Origin of the sequence: Pseudomonas sp. FDAARGOS_380 (assembly GCF_002591235.1) — a bacterium.
In the GTDB taxonomy this organism is placed as follows: Bacteria; Pseudomonadota; Gammaproteobacteria; order Pseudomonadales; family Pseudomonadaceae; genus Aquipseudomonas; species Aquipseudomonas salmasensis.
Genome location: NZ_CP023969.1, coordinates 36,778 through 59,114 on the forward strand (window position 1 = coordinate 36,778; position 22,337 = coordinate 59,114).

Genomic DNA, 22,337 nt, shown 5'->3' on the forward strand with positions numbered 1-22,337 from the left:
TCGCGCCCTACCTTAAGGGAGAGGCGCGTTTAGGTCGAGATTAAATGTTTAGTCGAGATCAGACTCATCTGACCGTCAACGGTATTGGAGGAAGACGTTGTCTCGCCCGAACTGGTCACGCAAAGCTTGAATCAAGCTATCAGCGGGATCAATTCGCCACGTCTCACCAAACTGCAACATGGCCTTGGCATCGCTGCCCGTGTACTCCATGGTCACCGGGCACGCGCCACGGTGGCGTTTGAGCAGGTCACCCAACCAGCGTAGCTGATCACCTTTAAGCGCTTCGGTCTTGACCTTCAGGCGCAGGCTCTCGGCCAGGTTGGTGCGGGCATCTTCCATGCTCATCACCCGTTTGATGCGCAGGCGCAGACCACCGGAGAAGTCATCATTGCTGACCTCCCCTTCCACCACCACCATGGCGTCGGTTTGCAGCAGCGACTGGGCGGAGTGGAACGCGTCGGCAAACAATGACGCTTCGATGCGGCCCGAGCGGTCATCGAGGGTGATGAAGCCCATCTTGTCGCCCTTCTTATTTTTCATCACCCGCAGGGCGATGATCATGCCGGCGACGGTCTGGGTATCCCGCGCCGGTTTCAGGTCGATGATGCGCTGACGGGCGAAACGGCGGATTTCGCCTTCGTACTCGTCAATCGGGTGGCCGGTGAGGTAGAGGCCCAAGGTGTCTTTCTCACCTTTCAGACGTTCCTTGAGGGTCAGTTCCTTGGCCTTGCGGTGGTTGGCATAGACATCCGCATCCTCTTCGACGAACAGCCCCCCAAACAGGTCGGCGTGGCCGCTGTCATGGGTACGGGCAGTCTGTTCGGCAGCCTTGATCGCCTCTTCCATGGCGGTCAGCAGCACCGCGCGGTTGCGGTCGATATTGGCCTGGTAAGCCTTCGGCTCATCATGGAAGTACGGGCCAAGACGGTCAAGTGCGCCGCTGCGGATCAGGCCATCGAGGGTACGCTTGTTGATGCGCTTGAGGTCCACCCGCGCGCAGAAATCGAACAGGTCTTTGAACGGCCCATCCTGACGCGCTTCGGTAATGGCCTCCACCGGGCCTTCGCCCACGCCCTTGATCGCGCCGAGGCCATAGATGATGCGGCCTTCGTCGTTCACCGTGAACTTGAACTCCGAAGCGTTCACGTCCGGCGCGTCGAGGCGCAGCTTCATGGTGCGCACTTCCTCGATCAAGGTCACGACCTTGTCGGTGTTGTGCATATCCGCCGAGAGTACCGCCGCCATGAACGGCGCCGGGTAGTGGGCTTTCAGCCAGGCGGTCTGGTACGACACCAGGCCGTAGGCAGCGGAGTGGGATTTGTTGAAGCCATAACCGGCGAATTTTTCTACCAGGTCGAAGATGTTACCGGCCAGGTCGGCATCGATGTTGTTAGTCGCGCAGCCCTCAATGAAACCGCCGCGCTGCTTGGCCATTTCCTCGGGCTTTTTCTTACCCATGGCGCGACGCAGCATGTCCGCACCGCCGAGGGTGTAGCCGGCCATCACCTGGGCGATCTGCATCACCTGTTCCTGGTACAGGATGATGCCGTAGGTCGGCGCCAGTACGGGCTTGAGACCCTCATACTGGTAGTCGGAGTGCGGATAAGCCAGCTCGGCGCGGCCGTGTTTACGGTTGATGAAGTCATCCACCATGCCCGATTGCAGCGGGCCCGGACGGAACAGGGCCACCAGTGCGATCAAGTCTTCCAGGCAGTCGGGCTTGAGCTTTTTGATCAGCTCTTTCATGCCGCGGGATTCAAGCTGGAACACCGCGGTGGTTTCGGCTTTTTGCAGCAGGCTGTAGGTCGGTTTGTCGTCCAGCGGGATAAACGCGATATCCAGCGGTTCTTCACCGACCTTGGCACGGTCGCGGTTGATGGTCTTGAGCGCCCAGTCGATGATCGTCAGGGTCCGCAGGCCGAGGAAGTCGAACTTCACCAGGCCGGCCGCCTCCACGTCGTCCTTGTCGAACTGGGTGACCAGGCCGTCGCCTTCTTCATCGCAATAGATCGGCGAAAAGTCGGTGAGCTTGGTCGGCGCGATAACCACACCACCGGCGTGCTTACCGACGTTACGCACCACGCCTTCGAGCTTGCGCGCCATGTCCCAGATTTCGGCGGCTTCTTCATCGACCTTGATGAAGTCGCGCAGGATTTCTTCCTGCTCGTAGGCTTTTTCCAGGGTCATGCCGACTTCGAACGGGATCATCTTCGACAGGCGATCCGCCAAACCGTAGGACTTGCCCTGCACCCGCGCCACGTCGCGGATTACCGCTTTGGCGGCCATGGAACCGAAGGTGATGATCTGGCTTACCGCGTTGCGGCCATATTTCTCGGCCACGTACTCAATCACGCGGTCACGGCCATCCATGCAGAAGTCGACGTCGAAGTCGGGCATGGAAACCCGTTCCGGGTTCAGGAACCGTTCGAACAGCAGGTCATATTCCAGCGGGTCAAGGTCGGTGATCTTCTGTACATAGGCCACCAGCGAGCCAGCACCTGACCCCCGGCCCGGACCTACCGGTACGCCGTTGCTTTTGGCCCACTGGATAAAGTCCATTACGATCAGGAAGTAGCCGGGGAACCCCATCTGGATAATGATATCCAGCTCGAAATTCAACCGATCGACATACACCTGGCGCTTGGCTTCGTAGTCCTCAGTGGTGTCCTTGGGCAGCAGGACGCTGAGGCGTTCTTCCAGGCCATCGAACGACACTTTGCGAAAATATTCGTCGATGGTCATGCCATCGGGAATCGGGAAGTTGGGCAGGAAGTGCTTGCCCAGCTTTACTTCAATGTTGCAGCGCTTGGCGATCTCGACGGAGTTCTCAAGGGCCTCGGGCAAATCGCTGAACAGCTCCGCCATTTCATCGGCGCTTTTGAGGTACTGCTCTTCGCTGTAGTTCTTCGAACGGCGCGGGTCATCCAGGGCCCGGCCTTCGCCGATGCACACACGGGTTTCGTGGGCTTCGAAATCTTCTTTCTTGATAAAGCGCACATCGTTGGTCGCCACCAGGGGCGCACCCAGCTTGTCGGCCAGGGCTACAGCAGCGTGCAAATGCTCTTCATCGTTGGGGCGGTTGGTGCGCTGCACTTCCAGGTAGAAACGGCCCGGGAATACCTGCATCCACTCGCGCGCCAGCACCTCGGCTTCCTGGGGGTTGCCGCCCAGCAGCGCGATACCGATTTCACCCTCTTTGGCCGCCGAGAGCATGATCAGGCCCTCGCTGGCTTCGGCCACCCACTCGCGCTCGATGATGATCGAGCCGTTGCGCTGGCCGTCGATAAAACCACGGGAAATCAGTTCGGTGAGGTTGCGATAACCCACGCCGTTCATCGCCAGCAGGCTGATGCGGCTCAGGGGGTTATCCGGGTCTTTGTTGGACAGCCACAGGTCGGCACCGCAGATCGGCTTGATGCCGGCGCCCATGGCGTTCTTGTAGAACTTGACCAGGGAACACATGTTGTTCTGGTCGGTAACCGCGACCGCAGGCATGTTCATGCCCACCAGGGTTTTGACCAGCGGTTTGATCCGTACCAGGCCGTCGACCAGGGAGTACTCAGTGTGCAGGCGTAGATGAACGAATGAAGCCGGCATAGTGATCCTGTCTTGATACATGAAAACAACAAGGCCCGGATTGTACCGGGCCTGGGTAAAAACATCAGCCTTGCTGCTAAACCTCGATCAGACTTTCACGGGCCTCATAAGCCTGGCGTACCGGGGCAAACGAGCGGCGATGGATCGGGGTGGGGCCGAGCCGAGCCAGGGCTTCCAGATGAACGGGCGTCGGGTAGCCTTTATGCCCGCCAATCCCGTAGCCGGGGTAGATCAATTCGAACGCGGCCATTTCACGGTCGCGGCTGACCTTGGCCAGGATCGAGGCGGCGGCAATGGCGGGAACCTTGCTATCGCCCTTGACCACCGCTTCGGACGGCATCGTCAGCTTGGGGCAGCGGTTGCCGTCGATCATCGCCATTTTCGGGGTGATGTGCAGCCCTTCCACAGCGCGCTGCATCGCCAGCATGGTGGCGTGCAGGATATTCAGCTCGTCGATCTCTTCGACTTCAGCCCGGGCGATATGCCAGCTCAGGGCTTTTTCACAGATCTCGTCATAGAGCTTTTCGCGACGGGCTTCGGTGAGCTTCTTCGAATCGTTGAGCCCCAGGATCGGGCGGTTCGGATCAAGGATCACCGCCGCCGTGACCACCGCGCCACACAGCGGGCCGCGCCCGACTTCGTCAACACCCGCCACCAGTTCGTGGGCTTGGGCAACGAGGCTGAAATCCAGGCCCATTTGCATGGTCATAAGGCTTCCTGTTTATGGCCGATCAAGGTCAGCACGGCGTCGGCCGCCTGGTTAGAGGCATCACGGCGCAACGTGCGGTGAATGTCGTCGAAACCACGGGTCTGCTCTTCGCCGCCATCGATCAAGGGTAGTAGGGTTTTTGCAAGCGCTTCGGGCGTTGCATCGTCCTGCAACAACTCCGGCACCAGCAGGCGCTGGGCCAGCAGGTTGGGCAAGGAAATGTAAGGGCTCTTGACCATGCGCTTGAGGATCCAGAAGGTCAGTGGCGCCAGGCGATAGGCCACGACCATCGGCCGCTTGTACAGCAGGGCCTCCAGCGTGGCAGTGCCCGAGGCGATCAACACCGCATCGCAGGCGGCCAGGGCCAGGTGGGACTGGCCATCGAGCAGGGTCAACGGCAGATTGCGACCTTCCAGCAGGGTTTCGATCTGTACACGGCGTTGCGGGCTGGCGCAGGGCAGTACAAAGCGGATCCCCGGCTTTTGCGCTTGCAGAAGCTCGGCGGCATCAAAAAACAACGCGCCCAAGCGCCCCACCTCGCCGCCACGGCTCCCTGGCATCAACGCAACCAAGGGGCCATCGGGCAAACCCAGCTCGGCACGCGCAGCCGCACGATCAGCTTGCAAGGGAATAGCGTCAGCCAGGGTGTGGCCGACAAACCGCACCGGCACGCCCTTCTCTTCGTAGAATCGGGCTTCGAATGGCAGCAACGTCAACATCAGGTCGCAGCCTTCGCGGATTTTCAACACGCGCTTCTGGCGCCACGCCCATACGGATGGGCTGACGTAGTGCACGGTCTTGATCCCGGCCTGACGCAACTTGAGTTCGATATTGAGCGTGAAATCCGGGGCATCGATGCCGATAAAGACGTCAGGCTTTTCTTCGATCAGCGTCTTGATCAGCAGCTTGCGGCGAGCCAGCAACTCACGCAGGCGCCCCAAGACTTCCACCAGCCCCATGACCGACAGCCGCTCCATGGGGAAGTAGGAGCTCAGGCCCTCCGCCTGCATCAACGGGCCACCGACCCCGATAAATTCCACCGCCGGATGCTGGGCCTTGAGCGCCCGCATCAAGCCAGCACCCAGGATATCGCCGGAAGCTTCACCGGCCACGAGCGCAATACGCAAAGTGGCCATGATCAGCGGGTGATGCCGCGAGTCGAGGTCTGGATAGAGTCACGGAACACCGCGACTTCCGGGAACTGCGTGGCAGGTTCGGCCAACTCGGCCAGGGCCTGTTCCACGGTCAACCCTTGGCGGTAAACCGTCTTGTAGGCACGGCGCAGGGCGTGGATGGCCTCTTCGCTGAAACCGCGACGACGCATGCCTTCAAAATTCATGCTACGGGCTTCGGCAGGGTTGCCAAATACCGTCACGAACGCCGGGACATCCTTGCCGATGGCGGTGCCCATGCCGGAAAAGCTGTGGGCGCCGATATGGCAGTACTGATGCACCAGGGTAAAACCGGAGAGGATCGCCCAGTCATCAACGTGCACATGGCCTGCCAAGGCTGTGTTGTTGACCAGGATGCAATGGTTGCCGATCACGCTGTCATGGCCGATATGCGCATAGGCCATCACCAGGTTGTGATCACCCAAGGTGGTTTCGGCGCGATCCTGCACGGTGCCACGGTGAATGGTGACGCCTTCACGAATGATGTTGTGATCACCGATGACCAGGCGTGTTTCTTCACCCTTGTACTTCATGTCCGGGGTGTCTTCGCCTACCGAGGAGAACTGGTAGATACGATTGTGTTTGCCAATACGGGTCGGACCTTTAAGGATCACGTGTGGCCCGATGACAGTCCCCTCGCCGATTTCCACACCTGCGCCGACGATCGACCAAGGGCCGACCTCAACGTCGGCGGCCAGTACGGCCGACGGATCGATGATTGCGCGAGGGTCAATCAAACTCATAGTTTGCGTTCCGCACAGATGATCTCGGCAGAGCACACCGGCTTGCCATCTACCGAGGCCTGGCATTCGAACTTCCAGATCTGGCGCTTGCAACTGATGAACTTGGCTTCCAGGATCAACTGGTCACCCGGGGTGACCGGGTTGCGAAAACGCAGCTTGTCCGAACCCACGAAATAGTAAAGCGTGCCGTCGGCAGGCTTGAGGTCGAGCATTTTGAAACCAAGGATACCGGCAGCCTGGGCCATGGCTTCGATGATCAACACACCTGGCATGATTGGATGCGCAGGAAAGTGACCGTTGAAGAATGGTTCGTTGATGCTGACATTCTTGTAGGCACGAATGCGCTTTTCCTCGACGTTGAGGTCCACTACGCGGTCCACCAGCAGGAACGGGTAACGGTGAGGCAGGTATTCGCGAATCTCGTTGATGTCCATCATTTCGGGGGGAAGCCTGTAATAAAGATTGGGGGCGGGCGCACCAGGCGCACGCCCCGCTAGCAAATCAAGGAGGCCGTCTAGCGGCTGCGCACACTTGATATGGAAATGGTATCAGCCTTCTGATGAAGCATTGCCGCCAGGGGTCACGTCCCCGACGCGCTTTTCAAGCTGTTTGATACGTCGTGCCATGTCGTCGATCTTCCTCAAACGCGCGGCACTCTTGCGCCATTCGGCCGCAGGTTGCATCGCGGTACCGGACGAATAGGCCCCTGGCTCTGTGATCGAGTGGGTCACCATGGTCATGCCGGTGATGAAGACGTTGTCGCAAATATCGATATGGCCCACCAGCCCTACGCCACCGGCGAGCATGCAATGCTTGCCGATCTTGGTGCTGCCGGAAATACCCACGCAGGCGGCCATGGCGGTGTGATCGCCAATCTGCACGTTGTGGGCGATCTGGATCTGGTTATCGAGCTTTACACCGTTACCGATCACGGTATCGGCCAGGGCCCCGCGATCCACAGCGGTGTTTACGCCGATCTCCACATCATCGCCGATCAATACGCCACCGACCTGGGCGATCTTGTGCCAGACACCTTTGGAGTTGGCAAAGCCGAAGCCTTCACCGCCGATCACGGCGCCCGACTGGATGACCACTCGCTGACCGATACGCACATCGTGGTACAGGGTTACGCGAGGAGCCAGCCAACCATCAGCACCAATTACGCAGCGCGCGCCGATGAAACAGTGGGCACCCACGGTGACGCCTGCACCAATACGCGCCCCACTCTCGATCACGGCAAACGCGCCGATGCTGGCCGCCGGGTCAACCTGGGCATCATCGGCGATCACGGCAGACGGGTGAATACCGCCAGCCGCCTTCGGCTTGGGATCGAACAGGTGCGACGCCTTGGCGTACGACAGGTACGGGTCGGCCACCACCAGCGCATCCCCAATAAAACCTTCGGCGTCAGCGGCCTTCAGCAACACGGCTGCGGCCTGGCAGTCGACCAGGTATTTACGGTATTGAGGATTTGCGAGGAAGCTCAACTGAGCTGGGCCAGCCTCCTGCAAGGTGGCTAGCCCAGTGATTTCTTTCTCCTTGGAGCCACGCAAGGTGGCTCCCAGGAACTCGGCCAACTCGCCGAGTTTGATAGTCGCTGTCATGGTTTACTTCAGCTGGTTCATGCGCTCGATCACCTGGCGGGTGATGTCGTATTGAGGCTTGACGTCGATCACGGCGCCACGCTCGAACACCAGGTCAAAGGCACCTTTCTTGATGACTTCTTCCACAGCGCTGTCCAATTTAGGCTTGAGCTGCTTGAGCATTTCGCGGTCGGCCACAGCCTTGGCTTCGTTCAGCTCCTTGGATTGGAACTGGTAGTCACGGGCCTTTTGCTTGAATTCAAGCTCCAGACGCTCGCGCTCGCCTTGCTGCATCTTGTCGCCACCGGCCACCAGGCGGTCCTGGATACCCTTGGCGCTGCTTTCCAGGGTCTTGAGCTTGGTCAGTTGCGGACCGAACTTCTTCTCGGCATCCACGGCATATCGCTTGGCCGCATCAGATTCCAGCAGGGCCATCTGATAGTTCAGAACGGCGATTTTCATTTCGGCGAAGGCCGGGGTGGTGACCAGCACAGTGGCCAGCAAGACCAATTGAGTCAACTTACGCACGATGTACTCCTACAGAATCCGTTGTCGTTATCTTAGGTCAGACGCTTAGAACGTCTGGCCGAGGGAGAATTGGAAAATCTGGGTTTCAGCGTTATCCGGTTTCTTGATCGGCATGGCCAGAGCAAAGCTCAACGGGCCCAGCGCAGTCACCCAGGTCACACCCACGCCCACGGAGCTCGCCAGGTTGCTGAGGCTCACGTCGTTGCACTGGGTGTTGGACTTCACGCCACTCGGGTTGGTGATCTGATCGCACTTGGAGTCGAACACGTTACCCACGTCCCAGAAGACCGACGTACGCAGCGACCGCTGGTCTTTCACGAATGGCAGCGGGAATAGAATTTCCGCACCACCCTGGATCAGCACGTTACCACCGAATGGCAGCGGGTCGTTGTCCGAATCAGCAGTGGTGCCTCGGTTACCCGTCACGCCAACACCACGGCTTGGGGTACCACGCGGGCCCAGGGTACTGTCCTTGAAGCCACGTACCGAGTTGAAGCCACCAGCATAGTAGTTTTCATAGAACGGCAAGCCATTGGTCGAACCATAACCGTCGCCATAGCCCAGCTCTGTGTGCAGGCGCATGGTGTAGTTATCGCTCAACGGCTGGAACAACTGGCCGCGGTAGTCGAGCTTGAAGAACGACAGGTCGCTGCCCGGCGTGGTGACTTCCGCAGTCAGGCTCTGGGAGTGACCACGGGTGGCCAGTACGCCTTTGTTCAGGGTCGACTCGGACCAGCCGGCAGACGCCTTGAAGTTCAGGAACTTGTCGCCTTCACGACGGGTGAAGTCAAAGATTTCGTCCACGGTGTACACACCGGTCTTGATCTCATCCTGCTGCGCGGTGAGGCCAAAGGTCAGGCGCGAGGTCTCGCTGATCGGGTAACCCACGTTGACACCGGCACCCAGGCTGTCGATCGCATAGCTTGCAACGTCAACATCGAGGTCTTTGTAGTCGGTGGTGCGGTAGAAGGCGTTGTAGCCCAGGCTCACACCGTCTGCAGTCCAGTAGGGGTCGGTGTAGCCGAAGTTGTATCGGCTCTGGTATTCGCTGCGGGTCAGGCCGATGGACACACGGTTACCGGTACCCAGGAAGTTGTTCTGCGTGATGGAACCACCCAGGATCAAACCGGCGCTCTGAGCGAAACCGACGCTGGCGGTGATCGAACCCGAGGCTTGCTCTTCAACGGCGTAGTTCACGTCAACCTGGTCATCCACACCCGGTACGGCCGGGGTTTCGACGTTGACTTCCTTGAAGAAGCCCAGGCGCTCAAGACGGGTCTTGGACTGGTCGATCAGGTAGGTCGAAGCCCAGCCACCTTCCATCTGACGCATTTCGCGACGCAGCACTTCGTCCGCAGACTTGGTGTTGCCACGGAAGTTGATGCGGTTGACGTAGGCACGCTTGCCTGGATCGACGACGAAAGTGATGTCCACAGTGTGGTCTTCATCATTCGGGGTCGGCACGCCGTTGACGTTGGCGAAGGTATAGCCTTCATTACCCAGGCGACGGGTGATCAGTTCAGAGGTGGTGGTCATCAGCTTACGCGAGAACACCTGGTCCTTCTGTACCAGCAGCAGGGACTTGACCTGGTCTTCAGGTACTTTCAGGTCGCCGCTGAGCTTGACGTCACGAACCTTGTACTTCTCGCCTTCGTTGACGTTGACGGTGATGTAGACGTGCTTCTTGTCCGGGGTGATGGACACCTGGGTCGAAGCGATGTCCATATTGATGTAGCCACGGTCCAGGTAGTAGGAGCGCAGGCGTTCCAGGTCACCGGAGAGTTTTTCACGGGCGTACTTGTCATCGTTCTTGAAGAACGACAACCAGTTGGTGGTCTTGAGTTCGAACAAGTCGACCAGGTCTTCATCAGGGAACTTGGTGTTGCCCACGACGTTGATGTGCTGGATGGCGGCCACGGTGCCTTCGTTGATGTTGACCTTCAGGCCCACACGGTTACGAGGCTGGGGGATCACTTCGGTTTCCACCGTCGCGGAGTAGCGACCCTGGGCAACGTACTGGCGTTGCAGCTCGTTACGCACACCCTCAAGGGTCGCGCGCTGGAAGATCTCGCCCTCGGCAAGGCCCGATTGCTTCAGGCCCTTCATCAGGTCTTCAGTGGAGATGGCCTTGTTACCTTCGATCGCGATACTCGCGACGGAAGGTCGCTCGACGACCGTGATGACCAGGACGTTGCCTTCGCGACCCAGTTGGATATCTTGAAAGAACCCGGTTTTGAACAGCGCACGAGTGGATTCCACCAGGCGACGATCATCCGCCTGTTCCCCGACGTTCAACGGCAAGGCACCAAAGACGCTACCCGCGGAAACCCGCTGGAGGCCGTTGACGCGAATATCGGAGATGGTGAAGGACTCGGCGTGAACTTCGGCGATCATCAATACGGTGAGAACCGCAGTTAGCAGCAGACGTTTCATGAAGTCCTTTCTTATTCCAACTGGCAATAAACAAACTGCCGCAAAATGCGGCAGATTCGCAATTCAGCGAAGCGTTACAGACGTCCCAGATCGTTGACCAAGGCTAACAACATCACCCCGACCACCAAACTGATACCGATCTGTATCCCCCAACCCTGCACCCGATCCGACAAGGGGCGACCACGCACCCACTCGACCAGATAAAACAGCAGATGCCCCCCATCCAATACTGGAATGGGCAGCAAATTCAGAACCCCAAGGCTAATACTCAGATAAGCCAGGAAATTCAGGAAATCCGCGACACCCGACTGGGCAGAAGCGCCCGCCACTTTAGCAATGGTTATCGGTCCACTCAAGTTTTTTACCGAGAGCTCACCGAACAACATTTTCTTGAGGGATTCGAGGGTCAGCACGCTCATGGTCCAGGTGCGTTTCGCACCCTCGCCAATCGCGGCCAAAGGCCCGTAGCTGACCTCTCGCACCATCGATGGCGGCCATTCGACACCCTTGACCCCGGCCCCCAGGTAACCCCCGGCTGCCTTGGCTTCGCTTCGCACCGACAAGGTCACAGGGACGTCGATTTGAGCACCGTCGCGCTCAACTTTCAGCACAATTTTGGTATCTGGGCGCACACGCACCAGGTCGACCACCTGCTGCCAGTCACCCAGCGCCTGGCCATCAAGGGCCAGCAAGCGATCACCGGTTTTCAGGCCAGCAGCCTGGGCCGGGCCTTTCGGGTCGAGCTCGGCCAGCACCGGCGGCAAGGCCGGACGCCAAGGGCGGATCCCCAGGGATTTGATCGGATCGGGCTCATCAGCGCCCTTGAGCCAATGGTCCAGCGCCAATGCCCGCGGGGTTTCGGCGCTGGAATCCTGGTCGCGCACCACCACATTGACGGTGCCGCTCTCGCCCAGGCGACGTACCAACTGCAAGTTGACCGCGCCCCAACCCGTGGTGGGTTCGCCATCAATGGATACAATTTCCTGCCCAGCCGTCAGGCCAGCCTTGGCCGCGATGCTGTCCGCTTCGACCGCACCAATGACCGGGCGCACCTGCTGGCTACCCAGCATGGCCAGGACCCAGAAGAACACCATCGCCAACAGGAAATTGGCAATCGGCCCCGCCGCTACAATCGCAATACGCTGACGAACGGTCTTGCGATTGAAGGATTGGTCCAGCTGGTCTGCTGGCACTTCGCCTTCGCGCTCATCGAGCATTTTCACGTAGCCGCCCAACGGGATAGCCGCAATGACAAACTCAGTGCCGCGGCGGTCATGCCAGCGCAACAACGGCATGCCGAAACCGACGGAAAAGCGCAATACCTTGACGCCGCAACGACGCGCCACCCAGAAGTGGCCGAATTCGTGGAAGGTCACCAACACACCCAGAGCAACCAGGGTGCCGACAATCATGTAGAGCGCACTCATCTAATTTCTCCGCATTTCAATCCAATGCCTGAAGACTCAAACCTGCCCGCAGCCTAACCCGCGTTGCGATCCAACCATTGCCCAGCCAGGGTTCGGGCCTTGGTGTCAGCCTCGAACACCGCCTCCAGGTCATTTACCGCCACCACAGGCTCAAGCGCCAGGACGTCCTCGATGATACTCGCGATCTGTGGAAAGCGGATGCGCCGTTCAAGAAACGCCGCCACGGCCACTTCATTGGCCGCGTTAAGCATCGCCGGGGCACTGTTGCCCGCCTCGGCCGCTTGCCGCGCCAGGCGCAAACACGGGAAACGCTGCTCGTCCGGGGCTTCGAAGTCCAGGCGCGCGATTGCAAACAAGTCCAACGGTGCGACGCCGGAATCAATCCGCTCCGGCCACGCCAAGGCGTTGGCGATCGGTGTGCGCATGTCCGGGTTACCCAACTGCGCCAACACCGAACCATCCACGTAATCGACCAGGGAATGGATCACACTTTGTGGGTGAATCACCACCTCAACCTGGTCCGGCCGCGCATCGAACAACCAGCAGGCCTCGATCAACTCCAGGCCCTTGTTCATCATGCTCGCCGAATCCACCGAGATTTTGCGCCCCATGGACCAGTTCGGGTGAGCGCATGCCTGATCGGGAGATACATGTTCCAGCTCGGCCGACGGAGTCTGGCGGAATGGACCACCCGATGCCGTCAGCAGAATCCGGCGCACGCCGACCTGGCTCAAGCCGCGGGCAAAATCACCGGGCATGCATTGGAAGATTGCGTTGTGCTCGCTGTCCAGAGGCAGCAACACCGCGCCGCTCTTGCGCACCGCTTGCATAAAGAGAGCACCGGACATGACCAAGGCTTCTTTATTGGCCAGCAGGATTTTCTTGCCAGCATCGACCGCCGCCAAGGTCGGGCGCAAACCTGCTGCGCCGACAATCGCCGCCACTACGGTATCCACGTCCGCATCGGCCGAGACCTGGCACAACCCTGCCTCGCCGACCAGTACCTGAGTGGCCAGCCCGGCAGCCCGCAGATCGTCCTGCAGACTGCGAGCCGCAGCCGCCTCTGGCACCACGGCAAAGCGCGGCGAGTGACGCACACACAAGGCCAGCAGCTCGCGCAAACGCGTGAAGCCGGTCAGGGCGAAAACCTGATAGCGATCGGGGTGACGCGCAATGACGTCCAAGGTACTGAGCCCGACCGAGCCGGTCGCGCCCAGCACCGTAACCTGCTGCAGGCGGCTCACGAAGCGATCATCCACAACAGCACGGCAAAGATCGGTAGCGCAGCGGTAAGGCTGTCGATACGGTCAAGCACACCGCCATGACCTGGCAGCAGGTTACTGCTGTCCTTGATGCCTGCCTGTCGCTTGAACATGCTTTCGGTCAGGTCGCCCACCACCGAGATGAACACGACGATAGCCGTACCCAGCAAGGCCAGGAGCACTTCCTTTACCGACCAGTCGCGCACCACACCGACCACCAGCGTGATCAGCAGCGTCAAGGCCAGGCCGCCGTACACGCCTTCCCAGCTCTTGCCTGGGCTGACGGCCGGGGCCAGCTTGCGCTTGCCAAAGGCTCGACCCGAGAAGTAGGCGCCAATATCAGCACCCCACACCAATACCATCACCGCCAGGATCAATTCGTTGCCCAGCGGGTAACGCTTGATCTCCACCAGCCCTTGCCAGGCCGGCAACAGGATCGCCAGGCCAATCACCAGCTTGCAGGCCACGCTGGACCATTGGCCACTGGTGCGCGGATAGGTAAGCACCAGGAATGTCGCCAACGCCCACCACAACACTGCCGCACCCAGTACCCAAGGCGCGATATCCGGCAGGATGTACATGAAGAACAACAACAGCGCGACCACGGCGGCATAGACCACACGCGGCAATTGGTTGACGAAACCTGCCAGGCGCGCCCACTCCCAGGCTCCAAGGGTCACGACCAGGCCGATGAACAGCGCAAAGCCGGAACCGTCGAGCAGGAAAAAACCGCACAAGGCAATCGGCAGCAGGATCAGCGCCGTGATGATTCGTTGTTTAAGCATTTAAACCCGGGCTCCAGCTTCGATCTGCTCGCTCGTTTTACCGAAGCGACGCTGACGGGAAGCGAAATCGGCCAGCGCATTACGCATGGCATCGTGTTTGAAGTCCGGCCAGAACAGGTCGGAGAAGTACAGCTCGGTGTAGGCCAGCTGCCACAGCAGGAAGTTGCTGATGCGATGCTCGCCACCGGTACGAATACACAAGTCCGGCAACGGAAGGTCGCCGGTCACCAGGCAGGTTTGCAACAGTTCGGGCGTGATGTCGTCCGGGCGCAAATGGCCGGCCTGCACTTCGCGGGCCAGCCGCTGCGCAGCCTGGGCGATATCCCACTGGCCGCCGTAGTTGGCTGCGATCTGCAACACAAAACGGTTACTGCCGGCAGTGATGGCCTCAGCTTCGCGCATGGCCGTTTGCAGTTCCGGATGGAACCGCGAGCGATCACCAATGATGCGCAGACTGATGTTGTTGTCGTTGAGGCGCTTGGCCTCACGACGCAGAGCCTTGAAGAACAGGTCCATCAAGGCACTGACCTCATCGGCGGGCCGCTGCCAGTTCTCACTGGAGAACGCGAACAAGGTCAGCACTTCGACCTTGGCCTCGGCGCACACCTCAATCACCGCCCTTACCGCGTCAACACCCGCTTTATGCCCGGCAACACCCGGCATAAAGCGTTTTTTCGCCCAGCGATTATTCCCATCCATGATGATCGCGACATGGCGCGGCACCACGGAGGGCACAGTCTGCTTGGTCTTTTCCATGAAGGCGTCCTGACCCCTTATACGGCCATCAGGTCCTTTTCTTTTTCTTCGGTCGCCTTGGTGATCTGGGCTTCGGCGTCCTTGGTCAGCTTGTCGATATCAGCGACGGCACGGCGCTCTTCGTCTTCGCTGATTTCCTTGTCCTTGACCAGCTTCTTCAGGTCGCCCAACGCATCGCGGCGGATGTTACGCACGGCAACGCGCGCATCTTCAGCGGCACTGCGCGCCTGCTTGGTGAAGCCCTTGCGGGTTTCTTCGGTCAGGGCAGGCATGGAGATCAGCAGCAACTCGCCCAGGTTGGTCGGGTTGAGGTTCAGGCCAGCGCTCTGGATAGCTTTGTCGACGGCAGCGAGCATGTTGCGCTCGAAGGCAACAACTTGCAGGGTACGCGAGTCCTTCACGGTCACGTTGGCCACACCGCTCAGCGGGGTGTCAGAACCGTAGTAAGGCACCATCACGCTGCCCAGGATGCTTGGGTGGGCCTTGCCAGTACGGATCTGGCCAAAGGCGTGGCTCAAGGATTCCAGGGATTTTTGCATACGCGCCTGGGCGTCTTTCTTGATTTCGTTGATCATTGTTGGCCTTCCTCGATCAGAGTCCCTTCTGCGCCGCCGTGTACGATATTCAGCAGGGCGCCGGGCTTGTTCATGTTAAATACGCGCAGCGGCATCTTGTGGTCGCGGCACAGGCAGATAGCGGTCAGGTCCATGACACCCAGCTTGCGATCCAGTACTTCATCGTAGGTCAGATGATCGAACTTCTCGGCATGCGGGTCTTTGAATGGGTCTGCAGTGTATACGCCATCCACCTTGGTCGCCTTCAGCACCACGTCGGCATCGATTTCGATGGCACGCAGGCATGCGGCCGAGTCGGTGGTGAAGAACGGGTTACCGGTGCCGGCGGCAAAGATCACCACTTCCTTGGAGTTGAGGTGGCGCATGGCTTTGCGGCGATCATAGTGATCGGTCACGCCAACCATGGAAATAGCCGACATCACGATGGCCGAGATGTTGGCACGCTCCAGGGCGTCGCGCATGGCCAGGGCGTTCATCACAGTGGCCAGCATGCCCATGTGGTCGCCGGTAACCCGGTCCATACCGGCAGCACTCAGCGCCGCACCGCGGAACAGGTTGCCACCACCAATCACCAGGCCGACCTGCACGCCGATACCGACCAACTGGCCGACTTCCAGCGCCATGCGGTCAAGCACCTTGGGGTCGATCCCGAACTCTTCCGAGCCCATCAGGGCCTCGCCGCTGAGCTTGAGTAGAATGCGTTTATAGCGAGCCTGATAACCACTGCCCTGCTGAGCCATTGCGAATCTCTCCTGCGGCGTATTTTTTAAAAAATTCTTGGCGAGCCGTTTACGGCTTGCGTTCACTCTAGCTGGACGCTGTCACAGCGCCATCGGAACACGGCTTTGTAAGCCAGTTCCGAGAGGAAACCAAATAAAATTGGCCTTCCCATTTGAAAAGAGGCTGCGCGCGTGAGCGGGCAGCCTCTTTCGGCGACAGTTTGGAACTGTCTTATTGCTTGGCGGCAGCCAGCTGGGCAGCAACTTCTTCAGCGAAGTTGTCGACCGGCTTCTCGATGCCTTCGCCTACTTTGAAGTAAGTGAAGGAAACGATTTCAGCACCGGCTTTCTTGGCCAGTTCGCCAACCTTGATTTCAGGGTTCTTGACGAACGCCTGCTCAACCAGGCTTGCTTCAGCCAGGAACTTGCTGATGCGGCCTTTGATCATGTTTTCAACGATGTTCTCTGGCTTGCCGGCGATCTTGTCGGCGTTGAGGCTCAGGAACACAGCTTTTTCACGTTCGATTGCGTCGGCAGACACTTCCGAAGGCAGCAGGAACTCAGGGTTGCTTGCAGCAACGTGCATTGCGATGTCTTTAGCCAGCTCAACGTCGCCGCCTTTGAGAACAACTGCAACACCGATCTTGTTGCCGTGCAGGTAACCACCAACCACATCACCTTCAACGCGAACCAGGCGACGGATGTTGACGTTTTCGCCAACCTTGCCGACCAGTACCAGGCGATCAGCTTCTTGAGCTTCGATCAGCGGAGCGGCGTCAGTCATTTTCTCGGCGAACGCTTTTTCAACGCTGGCAGCTACGAATGCCTTGAAGTCGTCCTGCAGAGCCAGGAAGTCGGTCTGGGAGTTCACTTCCAGCAGAACGGCGGATTTGCCGTCTTCTTTCAGAGCGATAGCGCCTTCAGCAGCCACGTTGCCTGCTTTCTTGGCAGCCTTGATGGCGCCGGAAGCACGCATGTCATCAATGGCTTTTTCGATGTCGCCGCCGGCCTTGGTCAAGGCCTTTTTGCAATCCATCATGCCTTCGCCGGTACGCTCACGCAGTTCTTTAACCAACGCTGCAGTAATCTCTGCCATTTCAAAATCCTCTTGGATAGGTTTTCAACCATTCCACCCGATCAAACGGGCGATCAATTCTTCCCGAATCTCCGTTGTAGGCCGCTGCACGTTACAAATGATGTAGCTGCGCTGCCGACAAATGGTTTTCGAGGTGGCAAAAAGGGGGCCAAGCCCCCTTTTTGCTTACTGAGTCAACGCCAGGGCGTCAATTACTCAGCGGCAGCTACCGGAGCTTCTTCAACGAACTGCTCGGTACCACCAGCAACGTGGTTGCGACCACGGATTACAGCGTCAGCCATCGAACCCATGTACAGCTGGATAGCGCGGATTGCGTCATCGTTGCCTGGGATGATGTAGTCAACGCCTTCCGGGCTGCTGTTGGTATCGACTACGCCGATAACCGGGATGCCCAGCTTGTTGGCTTCGGTGATCGCGATGCGCTCGTGATCAACGTCGATAACGAACAGTGCGTCAGGCAGACCGCCCATGTCCTTGATACCACCCAGGGAACGATCGAGCTTTTCCAGGTCACGGGAGCGCATCAGCGCTTCTTTCTTGGTCAGCTTGGCGAAAGTACCGTCTTCGGCTTGCACTTCAAGGTCACGCAGACGCTTGATGGAAGCACGGATGGTTTTGAAGTTGGTCAGCATGCCGCCCAACCAGCGGTGGTCGACGTACGGCGAACCGCAACGTGCTGCTTCTTCAGCAACGATCTTGCCAGCGGAACGCTTGGTGCCGACGAACAGGATCTTGTTTTTGCCCTGGGCCAGACGCTCTACGAAAGTCAGCGCTTCGTTGAACATTGGCAGGGTTTTTTCAAGGTTGATAATGTGAATCTTGTTACGCGCGCCGAAAATGTACTTACCCATTTTCGGGTTCCAGTAACGGGTCTGGTGACCGAAGTGCACACCGGCCTTCAGCATATCGCGCATGTTGACTTGGGACATGATAGTTCCTTAATAAGTCGGGTTTGGCCTCCACGTATCCCAATGACCAACCAGCGGCATCAAGGCCTCCGGCACCCAGGTCATCGTGTCGACACGTGTGTGGATTTAAGCTTTGCGGGGTATCCCCGGAAAGCGGCGCATTTTATACCACAGCGTCGGCAAAAACGAAACCCGCAATCACACTTGCCGGTCGTCGTCTTTGCGTAAGCCCTTGAATACAGCCAACATGCCTCTACCTCATAGAGAGAAGCGATCACCACATGCGCATGATTTGCCAGCATCGTCTGTTAGAATCGCGTTTTTTGGGACTTGCGCGAATGCTGTAACCCTTTGTCGCGCCCCCGTGAACCGTATTGATTTCAGCGCGTCGCGCTAGAGAGAGCCTGTATGACCGTTACCTTGAAAACCGCCGAAGACATCGCAGGCATGCGCGTTGCCGGCAAACTGGCTGCCGACGTGCTGGAAATGATCGCCGAACACGTCAAGCCCGGCGTCACCACCGAAGCGCTGGACCGCATTTGCCACGACTATATAGTCGACGTGCAAAAAGCCATCCCTGCCCCGCTCAATTACAAAGGCTTCCCCAAGTCGATCTGCACCTCGATCAACCATGTGGTGTGCCACGGCATTCCCGGTGACAAACCACTGAAGGACGGCGACACCCTGAACATCGACGTCACAGTGATCAAGGACGGCTACCACGGCGACACCAGCCGCATGTTCCACGTCGGCAATGTACCGGTGTGGGCCGAGCGCCTGTCCCAGGTCACCCAGGAATGCATGTACAAGGCCATCGAGATCGTCAAGCCTGGCTGCCGCCTGGGCGACATCGGTGAAGTGATCCAGAAGCACGCGGAAAAGAACGGCTTCTCGGTGGTGCGCGAATTCTGCGGCCACGGTATCGGCAAAGTGTTCCACGAAGAGCCGCAGATCCTGCACTACGGCCGCGCCGGCACCGGCATGGAACTCAAGGCCGGCATGACCTTCACCATCGAACCGATGATCAATCAGGGCAAGGCCGACACCAAGGTGCTGGGCGACGGCTGGACCGCCATCACCAAGGACCGCAAGCTCTCGGCCCAGTGGGAACACACCTTGCTGGTCACCGACACTGGCTACGAGATCTTCACCCTGCGCGCCGACGACACCATCCCACGCGTTTCGGCCTGAAGGTTGCCCAGGTTTTCCCACAGCGTGTTGTGACTGACTGATAGATAGAAAGGAAAGCCGATCGATGCCCCAGGTGGATCCCGAACTCTTCGACCGTGGCCAGTTCCAGGCCGAGCTGGCATTGAAGGCAAGCCCCATCGCGGCCTTCAAGAAGGCTATCCGCCAAGCCCGCGAGGTGCTCGATACGCGCTTTCGCAGTGGCCGGGACATTCGCCGCCTGATCGAAGACCGCGCCTGGTTCGTCGATAACATCCTGCAAAAGGCCTGGGAGCAGTTCAACTGGAGTTTCGACGCCGATATCGCCCTGGTGGCGGTCGGCGGCTATGGTCGCGGCGAACTGCACCCCTACTCCGACATCGACCTGCTGATCCTGCTGGACCAGGCCGATCACGAGATCTTTCGCGATTCCATCGAGCGCTTTCTGACGTTGCTGTGGGACATCGGCCTGGAAGTCGGCCAGAGCGTACGCTCGGTGGACGAATGCGCCGAAGAGGCCCGTGCCGATCTGACGGTGGTCACCAACCTGATGGAAAGCCGCACCATCTGTGGCCCGGAGCGCCTGCGCCAGCGCATGCTCGAAGTCACCAGTACCGCACACATGTGGCCAAGCAAAGACTTTTTCCTGGCCAAGCGCGCCGAGCAAAAAGCCCGGCACCACAAGTACAACGACACCGAATACAACCTGGAACCCAACGTCAAAGGCTCACCCGGTGGGCTGCGGGATATCCAGACAATCTTGTGGGTGGCGCGCCGTCAATACGGCACGCTGAACCTGCGCGCCCTGGCCGGCGAAGGCTTTCTGGTGGAGAGCGAAAATTCCCTGCTGGCCTCGTCCCAGGAATTCCTGTGGAAGGTGCGCTACGCCCTGCACATGCTGGCCGGTCGTTCCGAAGACCGCCTGCTCTTCGATCACCAGCGCTCTATCGCTACCCTTCTGGGCTTTGAAGGCGAAGACGCGAAGACCAGCATCGAAAGCTTTATGCAGCAGTACTACCGGGTGGTCATGAGCATTGCCCAGCTCAGCGACCTGATCATCCAGCACTTCGAAGAAGTAATCCTGGCCCCTGAAGACGAAGCACCGCCCCAGCCGATCAATGCGCGCTTCCAACTGCACGACGGCTATATCGAAGCGCGCAACGACAACGTGTTCCGCCGCACGCCGTTCGCCATGCTGGAAATCTTCGTGTTGATGGCCCAGCAGCCTGAGATCAAAGGCGTGCGCGCCGACACCATCCGCCTGCTGCGGGAAAACCGTCACCTGATCGACGATGACTTTCGCAACGATATCCGCAATACCAGCCTGTTTATCGAGTTGTTCAAGTGCCGCATCGGCATCCACCGCAACCTGCGGCGCATGAACCGTTACGGCATTCTCGGGCGCTACCTACCGGAGTTCGGTTTTATCGTCGGGCAGATGCAGCACGACCTGTTCCACATCTACACCGTCGATGCCCACACCCTGAACCTGATCAAACACCTGCGTAAGTTGCAGTACACCCAGGTGTCAGAGAAATTCCCGCTGGCCAGTAAGCTGATGGCCAAGCTGCCCAAGCCCGAGCTGATTTACCTGGCCGGCCTGTATCACGACATCGGCAAGGGCCGGCATGGCGACCACTCGGAGATCGGCGCGGTGGATGCCGAAGCCTTCTGCCAGCGCCACCAGTTGCCGCTGTGGGACAGCCGCCTGATTGTCTGGCTGGTGCAGAACCACCTGGTGATGTCGACCACGGCCCAGCGCAAAGACTTGTCCGACCCGCAGGTAATCCACGACTTTGCCGGCATCGTCGGCGACGAGACCCGTCTGGATTACCTGTATGTGCTGACTGTTTCCGACATCAACGCCACCAACCCGACGCTGTGGAACTCCTGGCGCGCCAGCCTGTTGCGCCAACTGTACACCGAGACCAAGCGCGCCCTGCGCCGTGGCCTGGAGAACCCGGTGGACCGCGAAGAACAGATCCGCCGCACCCAAAGCGCAGCCCTGGATATCTTGGTGCGCGGCGGTAATGACCCGGACGACGTCGAGCAACTGTGGTCACAACTGGGTGACGATTACTTCCTGCGCCACACCGCCGGCGACGTGGCCTGGCACAGTGACGCGATCCTGCAGCAGCCCGCCGATGGCGGCCCACTGGTCTTGATCAAGGAAACCACCCAGCGCGAATTCGAAGGCGGCACGCAGATCTTCATCTACGCGCCCGACCAGCACGACTTCTTCGCCGTGACCGTGGCGGCCATGGACCAGCTCAACCTGAACATCCATGACGCCCGGGTCATCACCTCCAGCAGCCAGTTCACCCTCGACACCTACATCGTGCTCGACACCGACGGTGACTCGATTGGCGACAACCCGGCGCGGGTGAAAAAGATCCGCGAGGGCCTCACCGAAGCCCTGCGCAACCCCGACGACTACCCCACCATCATCCAGCGCCGGGTGCCGCGCCAGCTCAAGCACTTTGCCTTTGCGCCCCAGGTGACCATTTCCAACGACGCCCAGCGACCAGTGACGGTGCTGGAACTCAGCGCACCGGATCGCCCGGGCCTGCTGGCACGCATCGGCGGGATTTTCCTGGAGTTCGATCTGTCGTTGCAGAACGCCAAAATTGCGACCCTGGGCGAGCGCGTGGAAGACGTGTTCTTTATCACCGACGCCGACAACCAGCCACTGTCCGACCCAGAGCTGTGCCTGCGTTTACAAGCGGCGATCGTGGAGCAATTGAGCGTGAGCCAGGAACCCGGCGTCGAGCTGACGCGGCTAACAATCTGAAAATACCGATTACCTGTGGGAGCGGGCTTGCTCGCGAAAGCGGTGTACCTGCTGCAGCTGCATCGACTGACACGCCGCTTTCGCGA

18 protein-coding genes are annotated in these 22,337 nt (G+C 59.3%); 2 read left to right on the plus strand and 16 right to left on the minus strand.

Annotation, left to right across the window (positions count from 1 at the left end; genetic code table 11):
• Positions 1 to 75 precede the first annotated feature (75 nt).
• The 16 genes from dnaE to rpsB form a co-directional block, all read right to left on the minus strand.
• Entirely contained in the window at positions 76 to 3,597 is a 3,522-nt protein-coding gene (gene dnaE, locus CRN80_RS00205; RefSeq protein WP_098949266.1) for a DNA polymerase III subunit alpha, read from the minus strand.
• Positions 3,598 to 3,673: 76 nt separating this feature from the next.
• Complete coding sequence (gene rnhB, locus CRN80_RS00210; RefSeq protein ID WP_161793220.1) at positions 3,674 to 4,300, minus strand: ribonuclease HII; 627 nt, start codon at positions 4,298 to 4,300, stop codon at positions 3,674 to 3,676.
• Positions 4,301 to 4,302: 2 nt separating this feature from the next.
• A complete protein-coding gene (gene lpxB, locus CRN80_RS00215) occupies positions 4,303 to 5,442 on the minus strand; it encodes a lipid-A-disaccharide synthase (protein WP_098949267.1) in 1,140 nt (379 codons plus the stop codon).
• A gap of 2 nt (positions 5,443 to 5,444) precedes the next feature.
• Complete coding sequence (gene lpxA / locus CRN80_RS00220) at positions 5,445 to 6,221, minus strand: acyl-ACP--UDP-N-acetylglucosamine O-acyltransferase (protein WP_032893181.1); 777 nt, start codon at positions 6,219 to 6,221, stop codon at positions 5,445 to 5,447.
• Positions 6,218 to 6,658 carry a 3-hydroxyacyl-ACP dehydratase FabZ gene (gene fabZ, locus CRN80_RS00225; protein WP_003172281.1) on the minus strand — a complete coding sequence of 147 codons (441 nt, stop codon included), beginning with the start codon at positions 6,656 to 6,658 and terminating at the stop codon, positions 6,218 to 6,220. The genes lpxA and fabZ overlap by 4 nt, the downstream gene beginning before the upstream one ends.
• Positions 6,659 to 6,769: 111 nt before the next feature.
• A complete protein-coding gene (lpxD, locus tag CRN80_RS00230; RefSeq protein WP_032893182.1) occupies positions 6,770 to 7,825 on the minus strand; it encodes a UDP-3-O-(3-hydroxymyristoyl)glucosamine N-acyltransferase in 1,056 nt (351 codons plus the stop codon).
• Positions 7,826 to 7,828: 3 nt separating this feature from the next.
• A complete protein-coding gene (locus CRN80_RS00235; RefSeq protein ID WP_003189173.1) occupies positions 7,829 to 8,332 on the minus strand; it encodes an OmpH family outer membrane protein in 504 nt (167 codons plus the stop codon).
• Between the two features lie 45 nt (positions 8,333 to 8,377).
• Positions 8,378 to 10,765, minus strand: a complete 2,388-nt coding sequence (bamA, locus tag CRN80_RS00240; protein ID WP_044272528.1) for an outer membrane protein assembly factor BamA — start codon at positions 10,763 to 10,765, stop codon at positions 8,378 to 8,380.
• 74 nt (positions 10,766 to 10,839) lie between these two features.
• The gene (rseP, locus tag CRN80_RS00245) at positions 10,840 to 12,192 is read right to left on the minus strand and encodes a sigma E protease regulator RseP (RefSeq protein WP_032893184.1); all 1,353 of its coding nucleotides are present in this window, start codon (positions 12,190 to 12,192) and stop codon (positions 10,840 to 10,842) included.
• A 53-nt stretch (positions 12,193 to 12,245) separates the two neighbouring features.
• Positions 12,246 to 13,436, minus strand: a complete 1,191-nt coding sequence (ispC, locus tag CRN80_RS00250; protein ID WP_098949268.1) for a 1-deoxy-D-xylulose-5-phosphate reductoisomerase — start codon at positions 13,434 to 13,436, stop codon at positions 12,246 to 12,248.
• Positions 13,433 to 14,239 carry a phosphatidate cytidylyltransferase gene (locus CRN80_RS00255; protein WP_098949269.1) on the minus strand — a complete coding sequence of 269 codons (807 nt, stop codon included), beginning with the start codon at positions 14,237 to 14,239 and terminating at the stop codon, positions 13,433 to 13,435. Before CRN80_RS00255 ends, ispC begins: the two co-directional genes overlap by 4 nt.
• Complete coding sequence (uppS, locus tag CRN80_RS00260) at positions 14,240 to 14,995, minus strand: polyprenyl diphosphate synthase (protein ID WP_003189167.1); 756 nt, start codon at positions 14,993 to 14,995, stop codon at positions 14,240 to 14,242.
• Positions 14,996 to 15,012: 17 nt separating this feature from the next.
• A complete protein-coding gene (gene frr, locus CRN80_RS00265) occupies positions 15,013 to 15,570 on the minus strand; it encodes a ribosome recycling factor (protein WP_003189163.1) in 558 nt (185 codons plus the stop codon).
• Positions 15,567 to 16,310: a UMP kinase gene (gene pyrH, locus CRN80_RS00270; RefSeq protein ID WP_003189161.1), complete on the minus strand. Its 744-nt coding sequence runs from the start codon at positions 16,308 to 16,310 to the stop codon at positions 15,567 to 15,569. The genes frr and pyrH overlap by 4 nt, the downstream gene beginning before the upstream one ends.
• A 211-nt stretch (positions 16,311 to 16,521) precedes the next feature.
• On the minus strand, positions 16,522 to 17,385 hold the full coding sequence (tsf, locus tag CRN80_RS00275) for a translation elongation factor Ts (protein WP_003189160.1): 864 nt from the start codon (positions 17,383 to 17,385) through the stop codon (positions 16,522 to 16,524).
• Positions 17,386 to 17,576: 191 nt separating this feature from the next.
• Positions 17,577 to 18,314 (minus strand): 30S ribosomal protein S2, encoded by a 738-nt coding sequence (gene rpsB, locus CRN80_RS00280; RefSeq protein ID WP_003189158.1) that lies wholly within the window; start codon positions 18,312 to 18,314, stop codon positions 17,577 to 17,579.
• Positions 18,315 to 18,701: 387 nt separating this feature from the next.
• Between rpsB and map the strand changes: the two genes are divergently transcribed.
• Together map and CRN80_RS00290 are read left to right on the plus strand one after the other, a co-directional pair.
• Positions 18,702 to 19,484, plus strand: a complete 783-nt coding sequence (gene map / locus CRN80_RS00285) for a type I methionyl aminopeptidase (RefSeq protein ID WP_003189156.1) — start codon at positions 18,702 to 18,704, stop codon at positions 19,482 to 19,484.
• A 64-nt stretch (positions 19,485 to 19,548) separates the two neighbouring features.
• The gene (locus CRN80_RS00290; protein ID WP_098949270.1) at positions 19,549 to 22,251 is read left to right on the plus strand and encodes a [protein-PII] uridylyltransferase; all 2,703 of its coding nucleotides are present in this window, start codon (positions 19,549 to 19,551) and stop codon (positions 22,249 to 22,251) included.
• Positions 22,252 to 22,337 lie beyond the last annotated feature (86 nt).